Source organism: Fructobacillus sp. EFB-N1 (assembly GCF_001038455.1).
Taxonomy (GTDB): Bacteria; Bacillota; Bacilli; order Lactobacillales; family Lactobacillaceae; genus Fructobacillus; species Fructobacillus cardui.
The window spans coordinates 40,861-64,379 of sequence record NZ_LDUY01000007.1 but is presented as its reverse complement, the minus strand read 5'-3'; the positions used below and the strand labels follow the sequence as shown (position 1 = coordinate 64,379).

Here is a 23,519-nt window from a genome sequence, read left to right as displayed (position 1 = left end):
CAATAAAAGCACACAAACAGCCAAGTTTGTGTGCTTTTTCTTTGCAAGATAAGTGAAAGTTTCGCCTTTAAGGCTAGGGAAAAGCCATTCCACCTCAAAGGCTGGAATGGCTTTTAGCAATATCCCCCACTTTAAACCAGCACCCTGATTATTCGTCTCAACAGCGTCTGCTAGATAGAGCCAGTCAGTACTATAGGGCCACCACGTCCTCAACCTTCTTTAAGTGGGCCCCACAATTTTCGCAGCCTGCCCGCAAAAAATCGACAAAAAAAGAACCCCTTTAGGCTTCAAGTAAAAACTAATTTTTTAGCTAGTTGGCTCCCTCTGTGCCTGCCGTTTTCTTCTGATTCTTTGCAACCATCATCTTATGCGGAACGCCAACATCCAAGAAGGTATCACCATAGACCTCAAAGCCGAATCGTTCATAAAGGCCAACTGCATGCTCTTGCGCCTCAATCTCAATTTTATCTTGATCAAAGCGGGTAGCCATTACATCCATCAATTGTTGAATAAGCGCTTTGCCAAATCCTTTACCGCGAGCCTGTCGCACGGTCAACACCCGACCAAAGGTCACTGTATCCTGGTCTTTTTCAAATACGCGGGCATAGGCTAGCAATTCACCATTTTCCTCATAAAAGACGTGCAGTGCCGTTAAATCCTGCTCATCAACGTCTTGATACTCACTATGCTGATCAACGACAAAAACGGCAATCCGAGCACGGTAGATCGCCCAAATTTCACGATTACTGAGTTCATCAAAAGTCTTAATGTGCCACATAAATCTTCTCCAATTTCATAATTAAAATTTTATTTAGCTAATAAGTTTTCAATAGCCCGTTGAACCCTTTCCCAGGCAAAATTTTTCGAATCAATCAGTTCAAAGTGGCCAACATTAGGCAACTCAATCAAGCCGACCGTGTCGCCTAAAGCCTTAGCCTTTTGATAATATTGTTGGCTTAATTTTACAGGAACCCTATCGTCAACTGTTCCGTGTATCAAGACCGTTGCTACACCCAATGGTAGCAAATTGATTGGTGATGCATCATGATAGCGACCAGGCTCCTCCTCAGGCGTTCCACCAATAAAATCAGGAACAGTATCAGCCATATTGCTTCCTTGTTGGTCCAGCCACATCGCCGCTAAATCAGTGACACCTGCCATGCTCACAACACCAGCAAACTTAATTTGAATCGCTTCACCAAGGGCGTTCGTCAGATGGTCGTAGCGTGACGCAGCCCACAAGGCCAAATGACCTCCTGCTGAATGGCCAATCACAACAACTCTGTCCAAATCAAGTGAATAGTCGACCGCAATTTTTGCTAAATAGTTAATCGCTGCCGTCACATCTAAAAATGTTTCTGGATAACCACCAGCAGATTTTCCAACTCGACGATACTCGATATTCCAAGTGGCTATTCCTGCATCAACTAATTGCTGGTCTAACGGGGTGAATTGACTCAAATCATACTTATCCTTCCAAAATCCACCATGAATCGAAATCACCACTGGCAATTTTTGGTCGAACTTCTTATCTGGCAAATTTAATACAGTAAATTGTTCTTCAACTGTGCCATAGTTGAACGTCTTTTTCACAATGCCCCTCCCTAGAATATTATTAAAATCAATCACGATGAATTGTCGTATTGCTATTCTATTCTTTTTAATAAAAACTGTCTAAAAAGTTTTGGATAAAACAAAAAATGTAACTTAAGAAAGTTACATTTTTGAACAAGTATTAATGATGCCGACGAAAGGATTTGAACCTTCGACCCCAGGTTTACGATACCCGTGCTCTACCAACTGAGCTACATCGGCATAACTCCGACTGCCGGGCTCGAACCGGCGACAACCTGATTAACAGTCAGGTGCTCTACCAACTGAGCTAAGTCGGAATGATTTGTTGTTTAAAACAACTATTACATTATGCCATTTACAGTGGGGGCTGTCAATCATTTTTACATTTTATTTTACTAATTTTTTCAAAAAATCAGACAAAGTTTTGCCTGCCATTCAAGACCGTCCTTTGACACTCACAAATCCCCGCCTTACAATGTAGGCATAATCGGATAGAAAAGGAGACTGCACATGAATGTTACTGTTTTTGGTAAAGGAAATATCGGCTCAGCCGTTGGTGCTCAATTGGAAAAAGCCGGCAATCAAGTCGACTATGTAACAACCGAACATAAGGCGGACACGGTGGCTGACTTAGTCATCTTGGCCGTCCCTTACGCCGCTTTAGCAAGCATTGCTAAAGAATACCAGCAAAAATTTGCCGGAAAAACGATTGTTGAGACAACCAACCCTGTTAATTTTAAAACTTTTGACAGCCTGGATGTCCCATCTGACTCTTCAGCGACTGCCCAGTTACAGGCTGATTTACCAGACAGTCACGTCTTGAAGGCTTTTAATACCGTCTTTGCAGCTAACCTTGTATCCGGTAAAGTCGGCAACAATCCCACTGAAGTTTTGACCGTCGGTGATAACAAGGACAGCAAGGAATTGCTGCAAAAAGCCTTCGAAGGTAGCGACTTGGCCGTGATTGATGCTGGTTCTTTGCGCCGCGCCCGTGAATTAGAATCCATTGGCTTCTTGCAAATGACCTTAGCCGTGACGAAACAAATTGCTTGGACTGGTGGCTTTGCCGTGGTCAAGTAATTGTTCAATACTAAAAACCAGGTAAGCCTATGAATCACGCCCGATGCTTGGCACTGATGGAGTGATTTAACAGATTTTACCTGGTTTTTTACTATATTAATTATTAAAATTGAGTTTTCTTACCCAATGCAGGAATCGACAGCATCACTAAGAAAGAAAAAATATAAATGGCTGAGAAGAACATCATGACCACTGACAGCGATGTCTTATCCATCATCAGACCAATCAAGGCCGGGAAGAAACCACCAAAGAGCTTTCCAACACAGGAAACAACGGAATTAGCTGTCACACGGATATCAGTTCCATATAATCGGGAAACAACAACACCGTAACCACCATACATACCATTTGAGAAAAAGCCAACCATCATCATGATCAATAGTAATGACCAAGCGCTATTAGCCATCGGGATCAAATAAACGGAAGCGGCTGCAACAACCAAGAAGATACCAAAGGCCAAGCGTGGACCAAAGTTATCTAAAATAAAACCAAAGGCGTACATACCCAAAGACATTCCTGCAATGGTCGCAATCATCCACATTGAGGAGGAAGAAATTGAGAGACCCAATTGCTTTTGCATAATCTTAGGTAACCAGTTCATTAACCCGTAGTACCCACCCGTTTGAATCATCATCATCAAAATCAGGCCAATCGTTTGCAGCGCCATCGCCGGCGTCTGAAAAACTGCTAAAAGGGGCACACGACTGTTTTCTTGCTGATTTTCCTGGCGGTGCTCTTTTGCGTGCTCAAATTCCTCACTATCCTTGAGGTGAATCCGAATTAAAAATGCAAAAATTATAGGCAAAAGGCCCACCAAGAATAAGGCGTTCCAACCCCAACGAGGGATGATAAAGGCCGCTGACAAGGCTGCCAAAACTGACCCACCTTGCCCACCAATTTGCACGATAGACATCAACCGACCGATTTTCTTGCCTGCAAAGGCTTCGGCCACCATTGTTACGCCGGCGCTATACTCAGCCCCGGTGCCCGCACCCACAATAAAACGTAGCGCATACAAAACCCAAATATTATGGGCAAAGTACATTCCTGCGGTTGCCAAAGCGACAATGACCAGTGTACTCGTAAAAATACGTGCCCGGCCGAATTTATCAGCCAGCATACCAAAGCACAAACCACCAACAAGCGTTCCTAGAGAAAAGATTGTTGCTATCAACCCACCTGCAAAGTTACTAATACGCAAAGAAGCGATAATTGAAGATAAGGCAAAAGAAATGAACATCACATCCATATTTTCAAGCCCAAAACCAGCTGTTGTCGACCATAGGGTCAACTTCTGATTTTTGGAAAAGTGCTTATGCCGCAAAACCTCCGTCGGTTGCATAGGGGGAAAATCTGCCATATTAAATATACTTCCTTTCAAAACTAGCGCTCACGGACGCTAATTATTTCTCCGGTGCTGCCACTATTGGCAAAACACTATTGTTCAGTATAGCGCTATTGATTTCAGCTAACAAGGACAATTATTATCCCTCTCATTAAAAAATTATCACGAAATTGACGATTAATAAGAAATACAGGGAAAATTCATTAATAGTAGCTTTGCTATATTGATAATTTTTAATAAAAAAATAATTTAATGGGTGAAATTATTTTTCATACTCCTTTGCTAATAGGCACTTTTTTTAAAAAAAGTTATTGCCTTTAGAAAATTTGAAATAGATTTAACTTGTGTCGCTTAAGTAAGAGCAGGCACGACACAGAAAAAACTGAATGTCGTCATTATTTTGCAGGAAGCCTTTCCGACTAGTGGCAGCAACCTACAAAGCTAAGTCATTCGACCCGTTTCCCTTAGCTGTGCCATAATTTCTCCTTCATTGCCTGAGCCCTGTGTCCCAGTCTTTATGTATTATTTTCCAGCATTAAAAAAGACGAACCTTAGACTTCAAAGGATAACCTCGGGATGGTTTCAACCAAAAAAGACCAGACATTTCTGTCTGGTCTTTTTTAATACTCCGACTGCCGGGCTCGAACCGGCGACAACCTGATTAACAGTCAGGTGCTCTACCAACTGAGCTAAGTCGGAATAAAGCGCTTGGCTCAACTATATTAGTATACAAAATTGGACCAAGCGTGTCAACTATTTATTTGTTAAAATACATAATTATTCTGGACGCATTGTTGGGAACAACACAACATCACGAATAGAAGCGGCATCCGTTAGGAGCATAACCAAACGATCAATTCCAATGCCCAAACCACCTGTAGGTGGCATACCGTATTCCAAGGCCTCTAAGAAGTCTTCATCGATACCTTCAGCTTCGTCATTACCGTTATCACGTTCGGCCGCTTGGGCTTCAAAACGAGCTCGTTGGTCGATTGGATCGTTCAATTCAGTAAAGGCGTTAGCAAATTCAGAACCAACGATGTACAACTCAAATCGGTCCGTAAAGCGTGGGTCATCAGCATTCTTCTTAGCCAATGGTGAAACTTCCACTGGGTGACCATAGACGAAAGTTGGTTGTTCCAACGTGTCTTCAACAAAGTTGTCAAAGAATTCGTTGATAATGTGGCCAACCTGCCAGTACCGTTCGTACTTCACGTGGTGTTCATCCGCCAATTGGCGAGCTTCTTCAACCGTCATTTCTGGCCAGAAGTCAACACCGGTCTTTTCCTTAATCAAGTCAACCATATGCTTACGAGCAAATGGCTTTGACAAATCAATGTCAGTGCCTTGGTAATTTACTTGCAAATCAGGATGAACAACCTTAGCGGCAGCGCGGAAGATCCCTTCCGTTTCGTCCATTACGTCTGTGAAATCCCAATAAGCAGCATATGATTCCAAGGTTGTAAATTCGGGATTATGCTTTGGATCCATTCCTTCATTTCGGAAAATTCGACCGATTTCATAAACCCGTTCCATACCCCCAACAACCAAACGCTTCAAATACAATTCAGTTGCGATTCGCATGTACATATCGATGTTCAAGGCGTTGTGGTGGGTAATAAATGGCTTAGCAGCCGCACCACCGGCTTGCGTTTGTAAGATTGGTGTTTCCACTTCTAAGAAATCGTGACCATCCATAAAGGCCCGGATAGCTGAAACGATCTTTGAACGGTTTTGAAACCGAGTCAAAGATTCCTTGTTGGCAATCAAATCAAGATAGCGCTTACGGTAACGCGTTTCAACATCTGAAATACCGTGGAACTTGTCGGGCATTGGACGCAAGGCCTTTGACAAGTGAGTCAAGTGCTTAACCAAGATGGTTAATTCACCAGCCTCCGTCTTCATCACTTGACCCTTAATTCCTAAGAAGTCACCCAAATCAGCACGCTTAATGATTGGGTAATTATCACCCAAGTCATCACGACGAGCATAAACTTGAATTTCACCTGAGCGGTCACGGACGTCAGCAAAGATAACTTTTCCGGCACCACGTTTAGCGACCATTCGGCCAGCAATGATGACCTCTACAGGGTTTGCTTCTAACTCTTCTTGTGTCTTCTCATCGTATTGTTCATGGAGGTCCGCTGCCAAAGCGTCTCGGTCAAAACGATGTCCAAATGGATCAATGCTCAAATCATCAACCAGCGCCTTCATCTTCTGACGGCGGGCGACCATTTGATCATTTAAGGCTTTTTCTTCAGCCATGTCTATCTACCTTCCTGTCGGCGAATATTCGCTCATTTATCTTGTTCCAGTATAACAAAACAACGGCCAAGACAAAAGGGCGAACCGCCTGGTTTGCCCATCTCATGGTCTTTTTTCCGTTTTTTTAAGAAGCGTTAGTCCTGCTTGTTTTCGTTATCAGCAGCTGATTTTTCATCATCTTTTTCTTCTGCTTCGGCCTCACGCTTTAAAATCTTACTTAAGATTCCTTCTAGCTCATTGGCTTCAAAGTAATGCTTCTTGCCTGAGAAACGTCCGACCACTTCAGCCCCGCCATCCTCATCAATCATCGCCTGGACTTCATGGGATGGCAGCGTTGCTAACATCTCACCATAAGCTTCCTTGGGTGGTTCAGCGGCGATGCCAACAGCTACAGAAGCCAGAGACGTATAGTTATCCTTGCCCAAAAGATCATCCAAAACAGCCAGTGGACCTTTCTTTTCAGACAAGAGTTCAGAAAGTGGTGTCATCTGCTTTAAGTGCTCGTCCAATTGATCCAACTGAGCATCTGTCGCTCCTGGCAATGCCTGAACCAAAAAACCACCAGCAGACGCAACCGTGTCATCCGGGTTCATCGTTACACCGACACCAATCACGGATGGAATCTGTTCTGATTGTGTCAAATAGTAGGTGAAATCATCACCAATTTCACCAGAAACAATAATCGATTGACCGAGGTACGGCTTCGAATAAGGTGCCAATTTCGTCACTTGGAAAGAACCATGGTTGCCAACAGCGCCAGCCACGTTCAATTGATTGTCATCGTTAACGATTGGTTCCAATTGAGGATTGGTTACGTAGCCACGAACCGCCCCATGAGCGTCCGCTTCCGTTACAACGTTGCCAATCGGTCCCTTCCCGTCAATCTTCACACCAAGACGCTCTTCGCCCTTCAAAGTTGCCTGGGCCAAGATTTCTGTTGCGAGCAATGCCCGTCCGAGGACGACCGTTGCAATCCGTGAGGCATGGTGAGCGCTTGCTGCTTCTTGGACTAACTTTGTCCCGTCAATGGCAAAGGCACGGAAGGCCTCATCTTTTGTAATGACCTTAATTAATTGATCTGACATAAGAATTCCTTTATTTGTTCTTGTCTTTATTGTAAAAGAAAAAGCCGGCCTAAGCCAACTTTTTTAAAAAACTTATTTATCTGAATCAGTCGTATCGTCCGCCGATTCAGCTTGGTTATCATTTTGATCAAGAGGCTTCGTTGGGTTTTCATCACCCTTTTGCTCTTCATCTTCCACTTCGTCTTCCTTGTGATCCAAAGAAGCCTTAGTTTCATCAAATGACTTGGCATCATCTTCGTCTTCTTCACCCTTCTTGGTGAAGTGACCAGTTTCGTAGATGTCCTTAATTTGCTTTTCGTCCAATGATTCAACATCCAACAAGGCATTAGCAATCGCTGCCAACTTATCCTTGTGTTCCGTCAAAATCTTTGTTGCTTCCTCAAAGGCTTCCTTAGTCAAACGACGAACTTCTTCATCAATCAATGCAGCCGTTTCGTCTGAATATGACTGTGCGCCACCCTGTTCGCTATAGCCAACAGAAGCATTTCCTTCAAGTTGAACCATACCCAACTTTTCAGACATTCCATAGGCCGTCACCATTTGGCGGGCCAAATTCGTTGCCTGCTGGAAATCGTTCGCAGCACCGGATGAAGCTTCGTTAAATGTTGCCAATTCGGCAGCACGTCCACCCATCAAACCAGCCAATTGTTCCTTAGCTTCTGAATAACGAATGTTATAACGATCTGTCTTTGGTGTCATCAAAGCGTAACCACCAATGCGTCCACGCGGCACAATCGTAACCTTACGAACGACGGATGCGTTTGAACGAACCAAACCAACCAAGGCGTGACCGGCTTCGTGGAAGGCGGTTGTCTTCCGTTCCAACTCGGACATTGCCCGGTTGGCCTTAGCAGGTCCTTGGAAAATCCGATCTTCGGCTTCATCCAAGTCAGCGGAGTCGATTAACTTCTTGTCGCGACGAGCAGCCAGCAAGGCAGCTTCGTTCAACAAGTTTTCCAAATCAGCCCCAACGTAACCAGGTGTTTGGTGGGCAATCGCCTTCAAGTCCACGGCCGGTGCCAATGGCTTGTTCTTAGCGTGCACCTTCAAAATTGCTTCACGACCCTTAACGTCAGGAGCGCCAACCAAAATCTTTCGGTCAAAACGACCTGAACGAAGCAAGGCCGGATCCAAAACATCAGAACGGTTGGTTGATGCCAGAATAATAACACCTTCAGAGTTCTCAAATCCATCCATTTCAATCAAGATTTGGTTCAACGTCTGCTCACGTTCATCGTTACCACCGCCAACGCCAGAACCACGGCGACGACCAACGGCATCGATTTCATCGATAAAGATAATGGCAGGGGCAGCCTTCTTGGCTTCCTCAAACAAGTCACGAACACGTGAAGCACCAACACCGACAAACATTTCAACGAAGTCTGAACCAGACATTGAGAAGAATGGTACGGAAGCTTCACCGGCAACAGCCTTTGCTAGCAATGTTTTACCAGTTCCGGGAGGGCCTTCAAGCAAAACCCCCTTTGGAATACGGGCGCCCATATCTACGAACTTCTTTGGCGACTTCAAGAATTCAACAACTTCAACCAGTTCTTCCTTTTCTTCGTCAGAACCAGCAACGTTTTCAAAGCGAATCTTGTTATCCTTCGGATCAGAAGGCTTTGCCTTTGACTTACCAAAGTTACCCATCATGCCGCCTTGACCGCCCTTGCCGCTTGATTGGGACATCATCAAGTAGAAGACACCCACAATTAAGAGCAATGGCACAATGGAAATAATCAAATTCAACCAGAAGCCAGAAGATGGTGCTGGCTTTGTCGTCATATCCGTGTTGGTCTTCTTGGCCAAATCAGTAATCTGCTTCAATGATGAATCATTTTCCAAGACAGAAGTTGAAAACTTCGTTGTCGTAGTCTGATTTGCCAAGAGGCTATTCAAGCCTTGACCAGTCGATGATGACTTTTGGCTATTTTTATAAGTTCCAGTCACCGTGTAAACGTCGTTACCGGGCTGGATTGTGAAAGAGTCAATCTCCTTGTCGGACAATTGCTTAACGAAGTCAGACGATGATAACGTCTTTGTTCCGCCATTTGACCCACCAACTAGTGAGTAAATTCCAGCAATGACCGCCAAGAAGATGATGACATATAGAAAGGAGCTTCTAAAGAAGCCACCGTTATTTTTTTTCATCGGGAGTCCTCAATCTTGAATAAAAGTTGCTATAAATTATACGGGTACGAGATTAAATGGATGTTAACTATAAATATCCTTTTTCAGAATACCAACGTAAGGCAAGTTACGATACAAGCCTGCATAGTCTAAACCATAGCCAACAACAAATTCGTTGCGAACATCGAAGCCAACGTAATCGGCATCGATTTCAATCTTCCGTCCACCCTTTTTGTCTAAGAACGTAGCGACCTGCACGGAATTGGCGCCACGATCTTTAAGTAAGTCCTTCAAAAACCGCAGGGACTGACCTGTATCAACGATGTCTTCTATAATCAAGACATCGCGTCCAGCGACATCCGACTGGACATCCGTTACCAACTGAATTTCATTGGATGATGTTACCCCACCATGGTAGGAAGAAATTTTAATAAATTCTAAATCGACGTACAAATCGATTTCACGGACCAAATCCGCTGTCCAAAGGTAAGCACCTTTGAGCACTGACAACACGAGAGGCTTTCTCCCCGCGTAGTCTTTGGTAATGGTTTGACCAAGACGAACCGCTGCTTCGTGGATTTGCTCTTGGTCAAATAATACTTCTTCGATATCGTTATTCACTAATTTTCCTCAATTCGCCATACTAACCATTGCTTAGCTACATTCGGACGATCACGTCCGGCGGGCAGGTACCAAGTCTGTTGACCTAGCCAAACAGCCAAAACTACCTGACTTTGATCTTTTAATAACCAGGTCTTTTCCCGTAATGTGACCGGAATTTTTTTGTCAATTAAGAGACGACGCACTGATTTTGTACCGATTTTCAGAGGGACACGATCATCTTTTTTAGCCAAAGATAACGTTAAAACGCCCACCGAATGTTCGGGTAAAACCAGGGCTTGATCAGCTTTTTGCGGTCTTTTTTGGGTCCACAAAAGCTGGCCACAGTCAAAAAATTGCCATTGGTCTAATTTTAACACAAGTTCTTCGGGCTTTCGGTCATTTTTTACAGTTTTTTCTTCTTTTATAAGTTGAACCCGTGAATAAGCCTTAATCATCATCCAGCCATCCCCCAAATCAACCTGACCATTGGGCTTTTGGTCATTGGCTAATAAAGACAAAATGGCAATCATTTGTCCATTTTTGACTTGATAGATGCCCTGATTTTGTAGCCATAGTAAGATTGTTTTCTCCCACCAAGGTTTCGGCACCTGGTGAAAATCAGCCTGAAAAATCGGCAAAAATGTCTTCGCCTGATCTTGCAGCAGTTCTTGGTCAACAGCTTCCTGCTTGGCAAAATCAGCTAAGTGTTCTTGCGCTTTGGCATTAATGGTCGCTAAGGCCGGAATGATTTCGTGGCGCAACTGGTTCCGACCTGTATAACTAGGATCTGCATTCGTCGCATCTTCCCGCCACTCGACCTGATTATCTTTAGCGTAGTTTTTGAGTTCTTCCTTTGAGAAGTCCAGAAAGGGCCGCAAGTAATAATCCGACTGCCCCATCATCCCCACTTTTTGCTGGGCTAGACCACCCCGAATTAATTGTAATAATAGTGTTTCGACCTGGTCATCTTGGTGCTGGGCCAAAACAACAGCCCGAGCACCTGTTTCTTTTGCAACTTGGTCAAAAAAATCGTAACGCACCTTTCGTGCCCAGGCCTCCACGCCACTGTTTCCGGGCGCCGTCACCTTTTTAAAGTAACAGGGAATTTGGCGTGCTTGGCACTGATTTCTCACAAAGATTTCATCGCCATCGGAAGCGGCACCACGCAGTTGATAATTGACATGGACAACGACCAGTTTGATGTCTGGTCGATAACGGTGCAATGAATCCAGGAGTGTCATGGAATCAAGGCCACCAGAGACGGCTAGCACCACCTTCTCTGGCCACTCTTTTGCTTTAATTGTCTGTGCAATCGTTTTCTTCATCGCTTTTATTTTACCCATTGTCATCAAGAAAAAGCCACCCTTATCCAGGGTGGCTTTTAGACAATTCATTAAGATTTGTCTGGTAAATTATAAATCGTTTCGTCCTTGCGTGAGTAACCGTACTTATCACGCAAAATTTGTTGCAAGTAAACCGGATCCTTCAATTGGTTCGACATTTTTTTCAAGGATTTGTTTTCCTTTTGAACGGCTTGAAGGGATAGTTCGGACTTAGTCAGTGTTTGGTTAGCAGCGTGCAACCGCACCTGCCCCAGCACCAACTGAACCATGAAAACCACGGCCACAGCAAGACCGATTAAGACAATCCGTCGTTCCCGCAAGTGGTGGGCCCTGGCATAGTGCCTACGACTCGCTTCACGACGGGCATCGGAGGCAGCAATCTGCTTGGCAATCCGAGCATTTAACGGCCGAATATTCGATTGTCGGTGCTCGTTTTCTACCATCGCCCCACTCCTTATCAGTATTATTTTGACATAATCGCAATAGACTTGCAAGGCAAATTAGCAGGCTTTAGACAAACTTAATCTTCCTTGTCATCTTGCTGCTCATAAGATTCGGAAACAACCTCATACAGATCCTGTGCTTCGTCCTTTTTAACGATTTCGGCCAATTTCAAAACCCTGACCACCAAAGTCTTGTTACCGAAATGAATCGTAATCAAATCATTGGTACCAACATTAGCAGCTGACTTCGCCCGCTTATCGTTGATTTCAATCCGTCCTTGGTCGGCCAAATCCTTGGCAACGGCCCGGCGCTTAATAATCCGTGAAAGCTTTAAAAACTTATCAATTCGCATCAAATTCATCCTTTTTTGTTAGTTGCAAAACAACCAAGAGGAAGTTTCGCAGGTTATTGAGCCAGTATGCTGACTCCTCTTTTAAATCAACAGTTAACGTGACGGCCAGCTGAGCCTGCTTGCCATCGACTACCGCCTTGTAGGGGACGTCCTGCAAAGCTTGGAAAATGGTTTCCCCAGCTAATTTGCTGGTCATCGATTCAGCAAAGCGTACTGTGACCTGATTTTTCTGGCGCCGGATTTGCGTGGCCTCTGCCAAATCAGCCAAGTTCTTGATTCGAGAAACCAGTAATAGGCGACCAACCTCATCTGGGAAATCACCGAAGCGGTCAATCAAATCAGACTCCACATTCTCGAAGTCTTCATCTGACTTCGCCTGACGAATTTGACGGTAAAGGTCAATCTTTTCCGCCGAATCTGCCACGTAGTCATCGGGCAAGAAGGCCAATACTCCCAAAATGAGTTCGGCATCCGTTTGCGTTGTCGTTGCCGGCTTGGTCTGACCCTGCTTTGCAGCAACAGCCTCTTTGAGCATCTGGGTATACAAATCATAACCGACCGAATCAATAAAGCCGTGCTGCTGCTTACCAAGCAGGTCGCCGGCGCCTCGAATCGATAGGTCACGCATCGCAATTTTAAAGCCTGAACCCAGTTCCGTAAAGTCCCGAATGGCTTCCAGCCGCTTTTGCCCCTCTTCACTCGGCGTGCGGGTAAATGGATAAGTAAAGTAGGCATAGGCTAACCGGGCTGACCGTCCGACTCGGCCACGAAGCTGGTAAAGCTGTGACAGACCCATGTGATCGGCATTATCAACAATCAACGTGTTCGCATTGGGAATGTCGACCCCAGTTTCTATAATCGTAGTTGTTACCAGGACATCGAATTCCTGGTTTAAGAAGGAGTAGAGAATCCCCTCCAACTGGACTTCTGACATTTGACCGTGAATGACTGCGACCCGAGCATCGGGTACCAAGTCTTGAATCTGATCTGCTATCCGTTCCAGGTCGGCCACCCGGTTATGCAGGTAGAAAACCTGGCCATTACGGGCCAATTCCTTGCCAATCACATCGCGCACCAACGTCCAATCAAGTTCCACGACGTAGGTCTGAATTGGGTAACGGTTCAATGGTGGCGTTTCAATCACGGACAAATCGCGAGCACCAACCATGGCCATGTTCAGCGTTCGTGGAATTGGCGTTGCTGTTAACGTCAAGACATCGACGTTAGTCCTGATTTGCTTTAACTTTTCCTTGTGCTTAACACCAAAGCGCTGTTCCTCATCGATGACCAGTAAGCCAAGGTCGGCAAAGGCCACGTCGGCACTTAACAGACGGTGTGTGCCAACGACGATATCCAGTTCGTGGTCCTTTAACGCCTGAATGGTCTGCTTGTTTTCGGCTGCCGTTTGAAAGCGGGACAAGTGGCCAATCCGAATTTCCGGGAAATCAGCAAAGCGTTCGACCATCGTCTCATAGTGCTGTTGAACCAAAATCGTCGTTGGCGCCAAAAAGGCAACTTGCTTACCAGCGTGGGCAGCCTTGAAGACCGCTCGCAAGGCAACCTCGGTTTTACCAAAGCCAACATCCCCAACCAGTAGCCGGTCCATTGGTCGTAAGCGCTGCATGTCAGCCTTAATTTCTTCGATACTACGAACCTGGTCGGGCGTTTCCGGATAAGGAAAGGCCGTATCAAACTTTAGTTGGGCCGTATCACCGGGTGGAAAGGCATAGCCTTGCTTGGCCTCCCGTTCGGCATAGAGTTCTAACAGCTCATCAGCAATATCTTCAATCTTATTTTGAACTTGCTTCTTGGTCTTTTGCCATTCGGTCCCGCCCAATTTATTAATCTTAGGCTTCTTCCCAGTGTCTGACCCACCAATATACTTTTGAATCAGATTTAACTGGGTGACTGGCAAAAAGATCTTAGCATTCTTTTGGTACAAAATGACCAAATAGTCCTGCTTACCACCATCGGCCTCGAGACTTTGCAAGCCCTGATACTGACCGATTCCATGGTTGATATGGACAACATAGTCGCCTACCTGAAGCTCATTATAGGACTTCAAACGTTCGGCGTTCGCCATCTTCCGGGACCGACGGGCCACCGGCTTCCGTGCCTTATCAAACAACTCGCGCTCAGTTAAGACCGTTAAATGACTCTTAGGCCACTCAAAGCCGGCCACAAAGTTACCAATAATTATTTGGACCTGGTTGGGCTGAATTTCGCGGTTAATTGGCACCGTTAAATCATGATCCTTCAATGTTGCCACAAAATTTTGTGCCCGATCGCGGTCGCTGATTAAAAGCACCATCGTCATCCCGCGGTCTTTTGCAAACTGCAAATCCGGTAAAAGAGCCGGAATTTGACCGTAGTATTGGTTTGCTGGCCTGGAGGTGATCTCTTCCAAGTGAGCAAACGTTAACTTATTCAAGCCACGCTGGAAGTTGGCCAGATAAAGTTCGGCCTGGTGAACTCGACCCAAAATGGCTTCCAAGTCATCCTTAATGGCCAATGGTGGCACAATCTGGTAGGTCTCGACCTGCTGGTCAAGCCATTCCTGGTCAAGGGTATTTTGCGATAAGGCGCTTTCCTGCAAGCGAGCAAAGTCATCAACAACAAATAATCCCTCTTGACCCAAGTAATCAATCAACGTCGTCTTCTCTTGGAAAAAATACTGAGCATACGGCAGAATCGATTGATCCCGCCGCCCTTCATCAAGTGCCGTCTGCGTGCTATCAAAGCCCTCCGTGGCGTGTTTTTTCTCCACTCCCGGCAAACCCTTACGATAAGCTGAAAAGGCCTCCTCCAGACGTTCTTTACCAGCCTGATAGCGGTCTTGGTCAATCACCAAATCAGTCGCTGGCAAGACCGTCACCCCGGTCACCGAATCGGCACTCTTTTGGCTGGACGGATCAAAGGTCTTAATCATATCCAATTCATCATCAAAAAAATCGAGCCGGTAGGGATTATCGGCTGTTGGTGGAAAAACATCAAAAATAGAACCCCGTTGGGCATATTCACCCGGATTTTCCACTCGAACAACCAAGTGGTATCCCAGAGTCACCAACCGCGCTTTCAAATCTTGAAAGTCATAGCTCTCCCCAACCTTCAAGCGCATTTGTGCATTCGTGAAATCAGCCACCTGCGGCTCATAACGAACGAAGGCCGCCAAATTTGTCAGATAAATTCCAGGCCGACCAGTGGCCAAGCCTGTTAAAGCTTCTACCCGATCAGTCACAAAAGAATTGGAAGAAACGGCGAGTTCCGTCGCCAATGCTTCCTCGGCCGAAAACCGGTAAAGGTCCTCCTCGGCTACTAAATCAGCCAGATCGTTCGCCAAATCCTCCAAGTGAGCCTGAGTATCGGTGAGCACCAAAATCGGCTGTGGCCGCCGTTCATAAAGCGCTGCTAACGAGGCCGCCTTTGCTGCCCCATTCACACCCAAAAAAAGCTGGCGCTCGCCAGGCTTTTGTTGTTCGGTTAATTTCGTAATTGTTTCATTGTTCGTTAAATATTTTGTTAACGTCATGCTTACCCATTATATTGATTGCTCAATTCAGCCGCATTTGCCCCATGAACCCAATCCACGAGGGCCTGGTCGACCTTTTTAAAAGTGTCATCCCAGGTGGCTAAATCGTCTTTTGAAAATTTACCCAAAACGTAATTAACGACCGACTGATGGTCATGGTCTGGATGGCCAATGCCAAACTTTAAGCGCAAAAAACCTTGCGTTTTCGTATGGGCCATAATTGATTTTAATCCATTATGGCCACCGGCAGAGCCCTTGGCCCGAAAGCGAATCTTGCCAAAGGATTGGTCCATATCGTCGGCCAACACGAGGATGTCATCAACATCCCCACCGTAAAAGTCCAAAAAAGCTCGAACCGCCTGGCCAGAATCGTTCATGTAAGTACTTGGCTTGACCAACCAAACCGTTTCCCCATCAATCACAACCTTGGCGGCCGATGCATAAAGTTTCGTTGGTACAAATTCGACCCCCTGACTAGCCGCGAAGTGGTCTAAGGCCATAAAGCCAATGTTGTGTCTTGTCAAATCATAGCTTTCACCAATATTTCCAAGGCCAAAAATAAATTTCATCAGGGTTTCCTTTCAAACATTTCTACTAACATCCTAATCTTATCATTATAACACGCAAGTTTGACACATAAATATGTTAGGATAGAGCAAAGAAAGAACTTTTATAAAGGCAGGCAATCTATGTTTCCAAAGTCTTTGATCGTCCCTAAAAATCAATTACTTACCATCAGCGAAGACACCACTATCAAAGAAGTCTACGAACTGTTTGAAAGTAAAGAAGCCGATCACATCCGTACAATTCCAATTTTAGATACCACCGGGCACCTCTTCCGTGGTAATGTTTACCGTCAACACGTTTATGAGTATATTGCTCGTGGTGGTGATACAAGCAAGCGGGCAACTTCAATCATGCGCAATTCAACCAAGTTTATCTCAACTTCGGCTGATTTCTATGAACTTTTCTTCGCTATTCGCGACCTGCCACACATTGCGGTGGTTGATGACGCCCACCACTTTATCGGCGTCCTAACCCACTCCTCTTTGATGGACCTGTTATCACAGTCATGGTCACTCCAAAAGGGTGGCGTTTCACTGGCAGTCAAGACCAAGCAAGAAGAACGGGGAAATCTACAACAAATTACCCGAGTTATCACCCGCTATACTAATATCGAGTCCGTTCTTTCGATCCAAAACGAGAAAAACGAACCGAAATCCATTCTCTTTACTCTACCACTAACGGAAGACTCCCCCATCCTGCGCAAGATTATCACCAAGCTCGAGCGCAAGCGGTTCCAAGTTCAATCCGTTGAAAACTTAAATGAATTTGTCTAAGCACTATAAACCGATGACAGTAGTGATATAAAGCCTAAAATTCAGGGTTCATATCTCACAGTCATCGGTTTTCTTTTTGATATTTAAATCAAGCACCTGCGATTACCAACACTAAGACAAGGGCAAGCCCCGTCAAAAAGAGGTTACGCGCTGGTAAATCAGCCGACTTATCCAAGTCGGACTCCAAACCAACCGCCAATGCCTGAGCAAAAACTAATGGGAACAAAACAAGCATTGCCCAAGCAAGCAGTGGTAGGTAACCTGACAGCGTTAGCAATAAAATTTCTGCATAGGCAATAACCGGCAAGAGCAAGAAGATTGGGCGCACCCAACTAGCCCGACTTTGAGCATGCTGGAACTCCTTGGCACTGATTTCCTCTGCGCGGATTTTACGAACATCCTTGGCGACTGAAATCGACAGTGAAAAGGCAATTAAAGGAAACGCAATCCCGAACCAAACAGTTAACAGTCCCGCAGTTGGCTTGAACTTTGTATTCAAGAACAGCATTAAAATAATTAAAAAGTATGGCAAGATAACGTCAATGCCCCGCTTCAGCCGCAAAATCCAAATCGAATGGATGGGGTACTGGTCAAACCACCAGTCATAGGCAAGCTTGACTATGGCCACCGTCACCACCATCAATAAGCTTGGCCAAAACAAAAGGCGCTGGTAACGCCACCACGAATAGGCAATACCAACGAGCATTGGCACCACAATGGTCCAAACTCGACTAGTGCGAGCGCGATGATAGATTTCTTTAAGAGTCAATGAAAAATCCTTTCTACGCCCGCCTTGACAACAAGCGATTACTTCTTCTGATCACTTTGATTATAAGGAGTCAACCGAATCTTCCCCTGAATGTATTCGCCAACGAAGATATCATTAATCCCGGCATAGCCTTCCGCAATGACCTGATTTTCCAACCAATCCTCGTCTTGATCAATGGCATCCAACACATCAAAGTTCGCCTGGCCATCATAAATAATCGGATATTTGGGATTTTGATCGCCATATTCAATCACGGTTAACTGACCGTTTTGTTCAATCACGGCCCGCTTCACTTTAGAAACATCGTAGACTTCTTGCTCTCGGAGCTTAAACATCAAATCAGAAGCCGACTGGCCGGCCATCACGACAGCATCAACATCAATCTGGCCACGGTCAATTACGACCTTTGGCGTGCCATCAATAATCTTTTTGGCCAAGTGATTGTGTTCCTTTAAGAACTTCAAAATCATGACCCAAAGCGTCCAGATGACCAGCACGATAATGAACTGAAAAACGGTAATCGTTGCCGTATAAATGGTTCCTCCAATGATACCACCTAAAACATAGTTTTGAACTTGGTCTAAGGCATTTGATGGGGCCAAATTCCCTTTTCCAAAAATATTAATTTGAACGATCAAGGCAATCAGGCCGATGCCCAACTTTAAAATAATCGGTAAGTAAAAACTCATCGTTGTACCTCCACATTCGCATTAACCAAATAAACCTGAGTCCGGGTATAGGACTGGCCATCTTTTGAAAGGCCAATTTGGTAATAATTCTTGCCTTCTTTAGCAATCATGCCATCAACAAACGAAGTCGAATTAAAGTAAACGTCGTCGGTTTTAACATGCTGTGCCTTAACGTAGTTTTTAATAAAGGCCGTCATCTGACTTTGCTGTGAATTTCTAATATTTGTGTTTTGCAAATCAGTAAACTGAACGCCCGCGAAAAAAACAAAAAATAAAAAGGCAATAATCGTCAAATCGCGATAACGCGTATTAAAGCGATGGCGAAAAGTTGCTACCAAACCAACAGCCAAAAGAACAAAGGTCAAGGCCACCAGCAAGATCACAACGGTATTGGTTAAGTTATTTTGCTTGGTTAAATAATCAACACTATAAAACGTCATAAGTTCCCTCCGTTACTTTATTCTAGCACAAGGCAGCCATCGGTCCAGCTGATTTTTTTAGAAAAAAAAAGTAATCCAAATTGGACTACTTCCTTCTTTAGCACTTATTCAAAACATTTTTAGCAGAAATGCGCTCAGTTTACATCATGCCTGGCATGCTTGGAGCACCAGCGGCAGGCATTGGTGCGTCTTCCTTAGGCGATTCAGCAACTACGGCTTCCGTCGTCAACAACAAGGCTGAAACAGAGGCAGCATTTTGCAAAGCAGAACGTGTGACCTTGGTTGGATCAACGATTCCAGCCTTGACCATATCAACCCATTCATCAGTCTTGGCATTGTAACCAGTTCCTTCAGGTTGTTCCTTTAACTTGTTAACAATCACAGAACCTTCCAAGCCAGCGTTTTCAGCGATTTGACGAACTGGGGCTTCAAGAGCAGCCACAACGGTCTTAACCCCCGTAGCCACGTCGCCTGTTGCTTCAACGGCAGCAGCGGCAGCCATGGCGTTCACCAAAGCCGTTCCACCACCAGCAACAAAGCCTTCTTCAACGGCAGCTCGAGTAGCGTTCAAAGCATCCTCAATTCGGTACTTACGTTCCTTCAATTCCGTTTCAGTAGCAGCCCCAACATTAATGACAGCCACACCGCCGGCCAACTTTGCCAAACGTTCTTGCAACTTCTCCTTGTCAAATTCTGAAGTGCTGTCGGCAATTTGTTGCTTAATCAAGTCAACCCGTTCCTTCACGGCTGCCTTGTCACCGGCACCTTCGACAACGGTGGTATTATCCTTGGTGATATTGACCTTATTGGCTTGACCCAATTGTTCGATAGTCACATCCTTCAAGTTCAAACCAAGGTCATCCGTAACAACCGTACCACCAGTTAAGATAGCGATATCTTCCAACATGGCCTTACGACGATCACCAAAGCCAGGTGCCTTCACAGCAACAACGTTAAAGGTGCCACGCATCTTGTTCAAAACCAAAGTTGGCAAAGCTTCGCCAGTAATGTCATCTGCGATAATTAACATTGCCCGCCCCTGTTCCACAACTTGTTGCAAGACAGGCAAGATATCTTGGATATTACCAATCTTCTTGTCCGTGATCAAGATGTAAGGGTTGTCCAAATTAGCTTCCATCTTTTCGTTATCAGTAACCATGTACTGTGACATGTAGCCACGGTCAAATTGCATTCCTTCGACAACGTTCAAAGTGGTTTCAATTCCCTTTGATTCTTCGATAGTAATCACACCATCGTTACCAACCTTTTCCATTGCTTCAGCAATCAAAGAACCAACTTCATCGCTGGCTGCTGAAATTGAGGCAATTTGAGCAATCTCGTCCTTCGTTGAAACCGTGTGAGACATCTCATGTAACTTCGCAACAGCCGCTGCCGTTGCCTTTTCAATACCCGTTCGAATGCCAACAGGGTTAGCACCAGCCGTCACGTTCTTAAGCCCTTCGCCAACAATCGCTTGAGTCAAAACGGTGGCAGTAGTGGTACCATCACCCGCAATGTCATTAGTTTTTGAAGCAACTTCAGCAACCAACTTGGCACCCATGTTTTCAAAGTGGTCCTCTAATTCAATCGCCTTAGCAATTGTAACCCCATCATTTGTAATAATTGGCGAACCATAAGATTCTTCCAAAACAACGTTACGACCCTTTGGTCCAATTGTTGTTTTAACAGTGTCGGCCAACTTGTCAACTCCGACCTTCATCTTTGAGCGAGCGTCTTCCGCAAACTTCAATTCTTTTGCCATTTTCCCTACTCCTTTAACCAAAACTGATTGAAATCATCATTATTTGTGCTAATTGTCTTGTAATTATTGTTTAATCAACGATGGCGATAATATCTTTTTCATGGAGAGCCAAGTATGATTGACCATCATAAGTCAATTCCTGACCAGCAAACTTGTCAAACAAAACCTGGTCTCCTTCTTTGACTGTCATGTCCAGCTTCTGGCCTGAATTAGCCACCAAGCCACTCCCTGTTGCCACAACCTTACCGGTTACTGGCTTTTCTTGCGTATTAGCGGCTAAGACAATGCCACCAACTGTCTTTTCACTTTGTTCTGCAACACTGACGACCACGCGGTCTCCTAAGGGCTTTAACATGAATCACAACCTCCGTTTGTTATTTTTAGCACTCGTACACATCGAGTGCTAATCTGACTTTAGTATAGCACCTAAGACCTATTTGTCAACACAGTGAAATTCGTTTTATGCAAAAGAAAAGCCGGTCAAGGCCTCCATCAATAGAGCTTGCACGACTTTTTATACATCTTTATTTTATTTTAAATCAAGTCCCTTATCATGAGGGTATTGAGATAGGGCAGTGTTCGCAGCACCCTTCGTTAACAAAGAGGCGTTATGCTTCGTCCAATTGGAATCAATATCCCGCCCCTTAAAGTAAGTGGCCATCGTTTGATCATATTCCTCAATGGCAGCCTTCATTTGGTCGTCATCGTAATGGTCCTTCATCAATGAACCAGCCAATGGCAACTTAGGTTTGACGCCTGGTTTTGGATTAGGGTAGCCAAGTGAAAAGCCCATAATTGGCTTAACGTACTTTGGCAAGTCCAATTCCTTTTCATAGAGTTCAAAGGCGCCCATTGCACCTGCCATTGTGACAGAACCGATTCCAAGCGATTCAGCCGCCACCTGAGCACGACCTAAGGCAATCGAAGCTGAAACAATACCGCCCTCCAAATATTGGTAGTGCTGGATTCGTTCTTCCATAATGGCCCGGGTTTCAGCGTCCTGATTTAACAAAACCTTGTGCCAATCGACGGTAACAACAAAATACCGAGTGGCATTTTCGATGTACTTCATCTTCACCTTTTCAGTGACCCGCCTCTTGAGGTCTTGGTCGGTGATTTCAATAAAAGTGACTGGCTGAAAGTTTTGCATATTCGGTCCGGCAAGGGCTGCAGAGAAAATTGCTTCGACTTCCTCATCGGTCACTGGCCGATCGGAGAAAGAACGGATTGATTGGTGGTCATGTAATTGATCAAGTACTGGATTTTTAATCATGTTTTACCTCACTGATTGGACAATCATTACCTTTATCTTACTATCTATGATACGCTAAATACTATCAATAAAATAGGAGCACCCCATGAAAAAGTTACAGATCCACGTCGGCATGCGGACCGTGAAAACCGCCATTGTTGTGATGTTGGTCTTACTCGTTTACCACTTTGTTGACCGACCAGCGTCTGTTCCCGCCCTGGCGGCCGTCTTCGCCCTTCGAGAAGATTGGGACAATACCATTCAATTCGCCAAAATTCGTTTACTATCAAATAGTGTTGGTGGTTTCTTCTCGCTACTTTACTTTTTGATCCGAGAATTTACACACCACAATAGTTGGATGCCAATCGTCATTATCCCAATTTTTGTTATCTGCACGATTGTTATTCTCAACGCTTTAAACTGTAGTCTAGGAATTGTCGGTGGCCTCGCAGCCCTCTTGTTGATTGCTTTGACCATCCCAATGGATGCCACCATCGACTACGTCTTCTTACGAATCGTTGATACCTTTATTGGTGTTTTGTTTGCTATCGGCGTTAATTATTTTGGTATCCCAGAACAGGAAACCAATTAAACATATCTTTCGGTCTAAGTGTCCGACAGCAAATACAATTTAATAGGCAAGAAAAAAAAGACTCAGCGAGTCTTTTTTTAATCCATTTCAACTTGATTATCGAGTTGTAATTCACTTTCAATGGTTGCCAACACGCCATCCTGAACGTTTGTCTTTAACGCCAACCGCTTATGGACATCGTGCATTAATGGCATGGCATTTGGCATCAGGTAAGAGTTGTCATACTTCGCCAGCATTTCCAAATCATTAGTGTTATCACCAAAGACCATCACTTCATTATCCGTGACGTTGTAATAATCTTGGAGAACTTCCAAGGCCGCCGCCTTATCGACACCCTTTGGCAAAACATCAACAGATCCAAAGCCAGAACCAGTGACGTGGACTTCTTCGCCAAAAACCTCTTCCAATTGTTGAACGTGTTCCTGGACCTCTTCATGAGGCCAGACGAAAGAAACACCTAAAATCTTATCATCAATCTTCAAAAGTTTTTCAACTTGAACAACATTCGGATAGAACATCGACAGCATTTCCTTAAACTCTTGGCTGACGTGGTTGGAAATATAGGTCCCGTTGACACCAGCTAAAACAATCACATTGTCGGCTGATTGGGGATTTAAAGCATTCCAATCAATCACCTTACGAATCTGTTCTGGTGTCAGATAGACCGCGTACAATTCTTGGCCTGGTGTTGTTACCACCGACCCGTTGGAACCGACAAAATCGATTTGGTCTAACAAGCCATAAGCGGCCATCGGCTCAAAAAGCTCCTTTAAATTGGCCACTTGTCGACCGGAGGCCGCGACAAAGCGCACGCCTTTTTCCTTTAATTGTGACAAAACCCGGGCAAAGTGTTCTTGATCGTAACTATCTTCACCGGATAAAAACGTACCATCCATATCGGATGCAATCATTTTAATGGTCATT

At 44.8% G+C, this 23,519-nt stretch carries 22 protein-coding genes and 3 tRNA genes; 3 read left to right on the top strand and 22 right to left on the bottom strand.

Annotated features, from left to right (window positions below; translation table 11 throughout):
* Positions 1–310 precede the first annotated feature (310 nt).
* The 4 genes from FEFB_RS02590 to FEFB_RS02575 all read right to left on the bottom strand — a co-directional run bounded on the left by FEFB_RS02590 (position 311) and on the right by FEFB_RS02575 (position 1,892).
* Positions 311–778 (bottom strand): GNAT family N-acetyltransferase, encoded by a 468-nt coding sequence (locus FEFB_RS02590; RefSeq protein WP_047974691.1) that lies wholly within the window; start codon positions 776–778, stop codon positions 311–313.
* A 29-nt stretch (positions 779–807) separates the two neighbouring features.
* Complete coding sequence (locus FEFB_RS02585) at positions 808–1,593, bottom strand: S9 family peptidase (protein ID WP_053068925.1); 786 nt, start codon at positions 1,591–1,593, stop codon at positions 808–810.
* Between the two features lie 149 nt (positions 1,594–1,742).
* Positions 1,743–1,815: transfer RNA gene (locus FEFB_RS02580), tRNA-Thr, on the bottom strand.
* 4 nt (positions 1,816–1,819) lie between these two features.
* A tRNA-Asn gene (locus FEFB_RS02575) sits at positions 1,820–1,892 on the bottom strand.
* A gap of 193 nt (positions 1,893–2,085) precedes the next feature.
* Between FEFB_RS02575 and FEFB_RS02570 the strand changes: the two genes are divergently transcribed.
* On the top strand, positions 2,086–2,655 hold the full coding sequence (locus FEFB_RS02570; protein ID WP_047974690.1) for an NADPH-dependent F420 reductase: 570 nt from the start codon (positions 2,086–2,088) through the stop codon (positions 2,653–2,655).
* A gap of 103 nt (positions 2,656–2,758) precedes the next feature.
* On the opposite strand, the gene FEFB_RS02565 is transcribed toward FEFB_RS02570, so the two are convergent.
* The 11 genes from FEFB_RS02565 to pth form a co-directional block, all read right to left on the bottom strand.
* Positions 2,759–4,015: an MFS transporter gene (locus FEFB_RS02565; protein ID WP_235271951.1), complete on the bottom strand. Its 1,257-nt coding sequence runs from the start codon at positions 4,013–4,015 to the stop codon at positions 2,759–2,761.
* 611 nt (positions 4,016–4,626) lie between these two features.
* Positions 4,627–4,699: transfer RNA gene (locus FEFB_RS02560), tRNA-Asn, on the bottom strand.
* A 78-nt stretch (positions 4,700–4,777) separates the two neighbouring features.
* Positions 4,778–6,265 carry a lysine--tRNA ligase gene (gene lysS, locus FEFB_RS02555; protein WP_047974689.1) on the bottom strand — a complete coding sequence of 496 codons (1,488 nt, stop codon included), beginning with the start codon at positions 6,263–6,265 and terminating at the stop codon, positions 4,778–4,780.
* A 134-nt stretch (positions 6,266–6,399) separates the two neighbouring features.
* The gene (gene hslO, locus FEFB_RS02550; RefSeq protein WP_047974688.1) at positions 6,400–7,350 is read right to left on the bottom strand and encodes an Hsp33 family molecular chaperone HslO; all 951 of its coding nucleotides are present in this window, start codon (positions 7,348–7,350) and stop codon (positions 6,400–6,402) included.
* A 72-nt stretch (positions 7,351–7,422) separates the two neighbouring features.
* On the bottom strand, positions 7,423–9,501 hold the full coding sequence (ftsH, locus tag FEFB_RS02545; RefSeq protein ID WP_047974687.1) for an ATP-dependent zinc metalloprotease FtsH: 2,079 nt from the start codon (positions 9,499–9,501) through the stop codon (positions 7,423–7,425).
* A gap of 63 nt (positions 9,502–9,564) precedes the next feature.
* On the bottom strand, positions 9,565–10,101 hold the full coding sequence (gene hpt, locus FEFB_RS02540; RefSeq protein ID WP_047974686.1) for a hypoxanthine phosphoribosyltransferase: 537 nt from the start codon (positions 10,099–10,101) through the stop codon (positions 9,565–9,567).
* A complete protein-coding gene (gene tilS, locus FEFB_RS02535) occupies positions 10,101–11,477 on the bottom strand; it encodes a tRNA lysidine(34) synthetase TilS (RefSeq protein ID WP_047974685.1) in 1,377 nt (458 codons plus the stop codon). The genes hpt and tilS overlap by 1 nt, the downstream gene beginning before the upstream one ends.
* Positions 11,477–11,869: a septum formation initiator family protein gene (locus FEFB_RS02530; RefSeq protein WP_047974684.1), complete on the bottom strand. Its 393-nt coding sequence runs from the start codon at positions 11,867–11,869 to the stop codon at positions 11,477–11,479. The genes tilS and FEFB_RS02530 overlap by 1 nt, the downstream gene beginning before the upstream one ends.
* A gap of 77 nt (positions 11,870–11,946) precedes the next feature.
* Complete coding sequence (locus FEFB_RS02525) at positions 11,947–12,222, bottom strand: RNA-binding S4 domain-containing protein (protein ID WP_047974683.1); 276 nt, start codon at positions 12,220–12,222, stop codon at positions 11,947–11,949.
* Positions 12,212–15,751: a transcription-repair coupling factor gene (gene mfd, locus FEFB_RS02520; protein WP_047974682.1), complete on the bottom strand. Its 3,540-nt coding sequence runs from the start codon at positions 15,749–15,751 to the stop codon at positions 12,212–12,214. Before mfd ends, FEFB_RS02525 begins: the two co-directional genes overlap by 11 nt.
* 2 nt (positions 15,752–15,753) lie before the next feature.
* Complete coding sequence (pth, locus tag FEFB_RS02515) at positions 15,754–16,320, bottom strand: aminoacyl-tRNA hydrolase (RefSeq protein WP_047974681.1); 567 nt, start codon at positions 16,318–16,320, stop codon at positions 15,754–15,756.
* A 120-nt stretch (positions 16,321–16,440) separates the two neighbouring features.
* On the opposite strand from pth, the gene cbpA reads away from it, so the two are divergent.
* Positions 16,441–17,091, top strand: coding sequence for a cyclic di-AMP binding protein CbpA (gene cbpA / locus FEFB_RS02510; RefSeq protein ID WP_047974680.1), 651 nt, complete (start codon positions 16,441–16,443; stop codon positions 17,089–17,091).
* A gap of 88 nt (positions 17,092–17,179) precedes the next feature.
* Here the strand turns inward: cbpA and FEFB_RS02505 are convergent, their stop codons facing one another.
* The 6 genes from FEFB_RS02505 to FEFB_RS02480 form a co-directional block, all read right to left on the bottom strand.
* Positions 17,180–17,860 carry a hypothetical protein gene (locus FEFB_RS02505; RefSeq protein WP_047974679.1) on the bottom strand — a complete coding sequence of 227 codons (681 nt, stop codon included), beginning with the start codon at positions 17,858–17,860 and terminating at the stop codon, positions 17,180–17,182.
* Positions 17,861–17,898: 38 nt separating this feature from the next.
* The gene (locus tag FEFB_RS02500; protein ID WP_047974678.1) at positions 17,899–18,549 is read right to left on the bottom strand and encodes a DUF421 domain-containing protein; all 651 of its coding nucleotides are present in this window, start codon (positions 18,547–18,549) and stop codon (positions 17,899–17,901) included.
* Positions 18,546–18,989, bottom strand: a complete 444-nt coding sequence (locus FEFB_RS02495) for a DUF3290 domain-containing protein (RefSeq protein ID WP_047974677.1) — start codon at positions 18,987–18,989, stop codon at positions 18,546–18,548. The genes FEFB_RS02500 and FEFB_RS02495 overlap by 4 nt, the downstream gene beginning before the upstream one ends.
* A 139-nt stretch (positions 18,990–19,128) precedes the next feature.
* Positions 19,129–20,751 (bottom strand): chaperonin GroEL, encoded by a 1,623-nt coding sequence (groL, locus tag FEFB_RS02490; RefSeq protein WP_047974676.1) that lies wholly within the window; start codon positions 20,749–20,751, stop codon positions 19,129–19,131.
* Between the two features lie 70 nt (positions 20,752–20,821).
* Positions 20,822–21,106, bottom strand: a complete 285-nt coding sequence (gene groES, locus FEFB_RS02485) for a co-chaperone GroES (RefSeq protein WP_047974675.1) — start codon at positions 21,104–21,106, stop codon at positions 20,822–20,824.
* A gap of 174 nt (positions 21,107–21,280) precedes the next feature.
* On the bottom strand, positions 21,281–22,021 hold the full coding sequence (locus FEFB_RS02480) for a nitroreductase family protein (RefSeq protein WP_047974722.1): 741 nt from the start codon (positions 22,019–22,021) through the stop codon (positions 21,281–21,283).
* A gap of 88 nt (positions 22,022–22,109) precedes the next feature.
* Here FEFB_RS02480 and FEFB_RS02475 point away from each other — a divergent pair, with 88 nt between their 5' ends.
* Entirely contained in the window at positions 22,110–22,595 is a 486-nt protein-coding gene (locus FEFB_RS02475; protein ID WP_047974674.1) for an aromatic acid exporter family protein, read from the top strand.
* Between the two features lie 77 nt (positions 22,596–22,672).
* Here FEFB_RS02475 and FEFB_RS02470 read toward each other — a convergent pair whose 3' ends face one another.
* Positions 22,673–23,518 (bottom strand): Cof-type HAD-IIB family hydrolase, encoded by an 846-nt coding sequence (locus tag FEFB_RS02470; RefSeq protein ID WP_047974673.1) that lies wholly within the window; start codon positions 23,516–23,518, stop codon positions 22,673–22,675.
* Between the last annotated feature and the right edge of the window lies 1 nt (position 23,519).

Excerpts from the sequence above, each read along its gene's own strand:
- FEFB_RS02590 (WP_047974691.1), bottom strand. The coding sequence starts at position 778 with ATGTGGCACATTAAGACTTTTGATGAACTCAGTAATCGTGAAATTTGG.
- FEFB_RS02570 (WP_047974690.1), top strand. The coding sequence starts at position 2,086 with ATGAATGTTACTGTTTTTGGTAAAGGAAATATCGGCTCAGCCGTTGGT.
- FEFB_RS02565 (WP_235271951.1), bottom strand. The coding sequence starts at position 4,015 with ATGGCAGATTTTCCCCCTATGCAACCGACGGAGGTTTTGCGGCATAAG.
- lysS (WP_047974689.1), bottom strand. The coding sequence starts at position 6,265 with ATGGCTGAAGAAAAAGCCTTAAATGATCAAATGGTCGCCCGCCGTCAG.
- hslO (WP_047974688.1), bottom strand. The coding sequence starts at position 7,350 with ATGTCAGATCAATTAATTAAGGTCATTACAAAAGATGAGGCCTTCCGT.
- ftsH (WP_047974687.1), bottom strand. The coding sequence starts at position 9,501 with ATGAAAAAAAATAACGGTGGCTTCTTTAGAAGCTCCTTTCTATATGTC.
- tilS (WP_047974685.1), bottom strand. The coding sequence starts at position 11,477 with ATGAATTGTCTAAAAGCCACCCTGGATAAGGGTGGCTTTTTCTTGATG.
- FEFB_RS02530 (WP_047974684.1), bottom strand. The coding sequence starts at position 11,869 with ATGGTAGAAAACGAGCACCGACAATCGAATATTCGGCCGTTAAATGCT.
- FEFB_RS02525 (WP_047974683.1), bottom strand. The coding sequence starts at position 12,222 with ATGCGAATTGATAAGTTTTTAAAGCTTTCACGGATTATTAAGCGCCGG.
- mfd (WP_047974682.1), bottom strand. The coding sequence starts at position 15,751 with ATGACGTTAACAAAATATTTAACGAACAATGAAACAATTACGAAATTA.
- pth (WP_047974681.1), bottom strand. The coding sequence starts at position 16,320 with ATGAAATTTATTTTTGGCCTTGGAAATATTGGTGAAAGCTATGATTTG.
- cbpA (WP_047974680.1), top strand. The coding sequence starts at position 16,441 with ATGTTTCCAAAGTCTTTGATCGTCCCTAAAAATCAATTACTTACCATC.
- FEFB_RS02500 (WP_047974678.1), bottom strand. The coding sequence starts at position 18,549 with ATGAGTTTTTACTTACCGATTATTTTAAAGTTGGGCATCGGCCTGATT.
- FEFB_RS02495 (WP_047974677.1), bottom strand. The coding sequence starts at position 18,989 with ATGACGTTTTATAGTGTTGATTATTTAACCAAGCAAAATAACTTAACC.
- groL (WP_047974676.1), bottom strand. The coding sequence starts at position 20,751 with ATGGCAAAAGAATTGAAGTTTGCGGAAGACGCTCGCTCAAAGATGAAG.
- groES (WP_047974675.1), bottom strand. The coding sequence starts at position 21,106 with ATGTTAAAGCCCTTAGGAGACCGCGTGGTCGTCAGTGTTGCAGAACAA.
- FEFB_RS02475 (WP_047974674.1), top strand. The coding sequence starts at position 22,110 with ATGAAAAAGTTACAGATCCACGTCGGCATGCGGACCGTGAAAACCGCC.
- FEFB_RS02470 (WP_047974673.1), bottom strand. The coding sequence starts at position 23,518 with ATGACCATTAAAATGATTGCATCCGATATGGATGGTACGTTTTTATCC.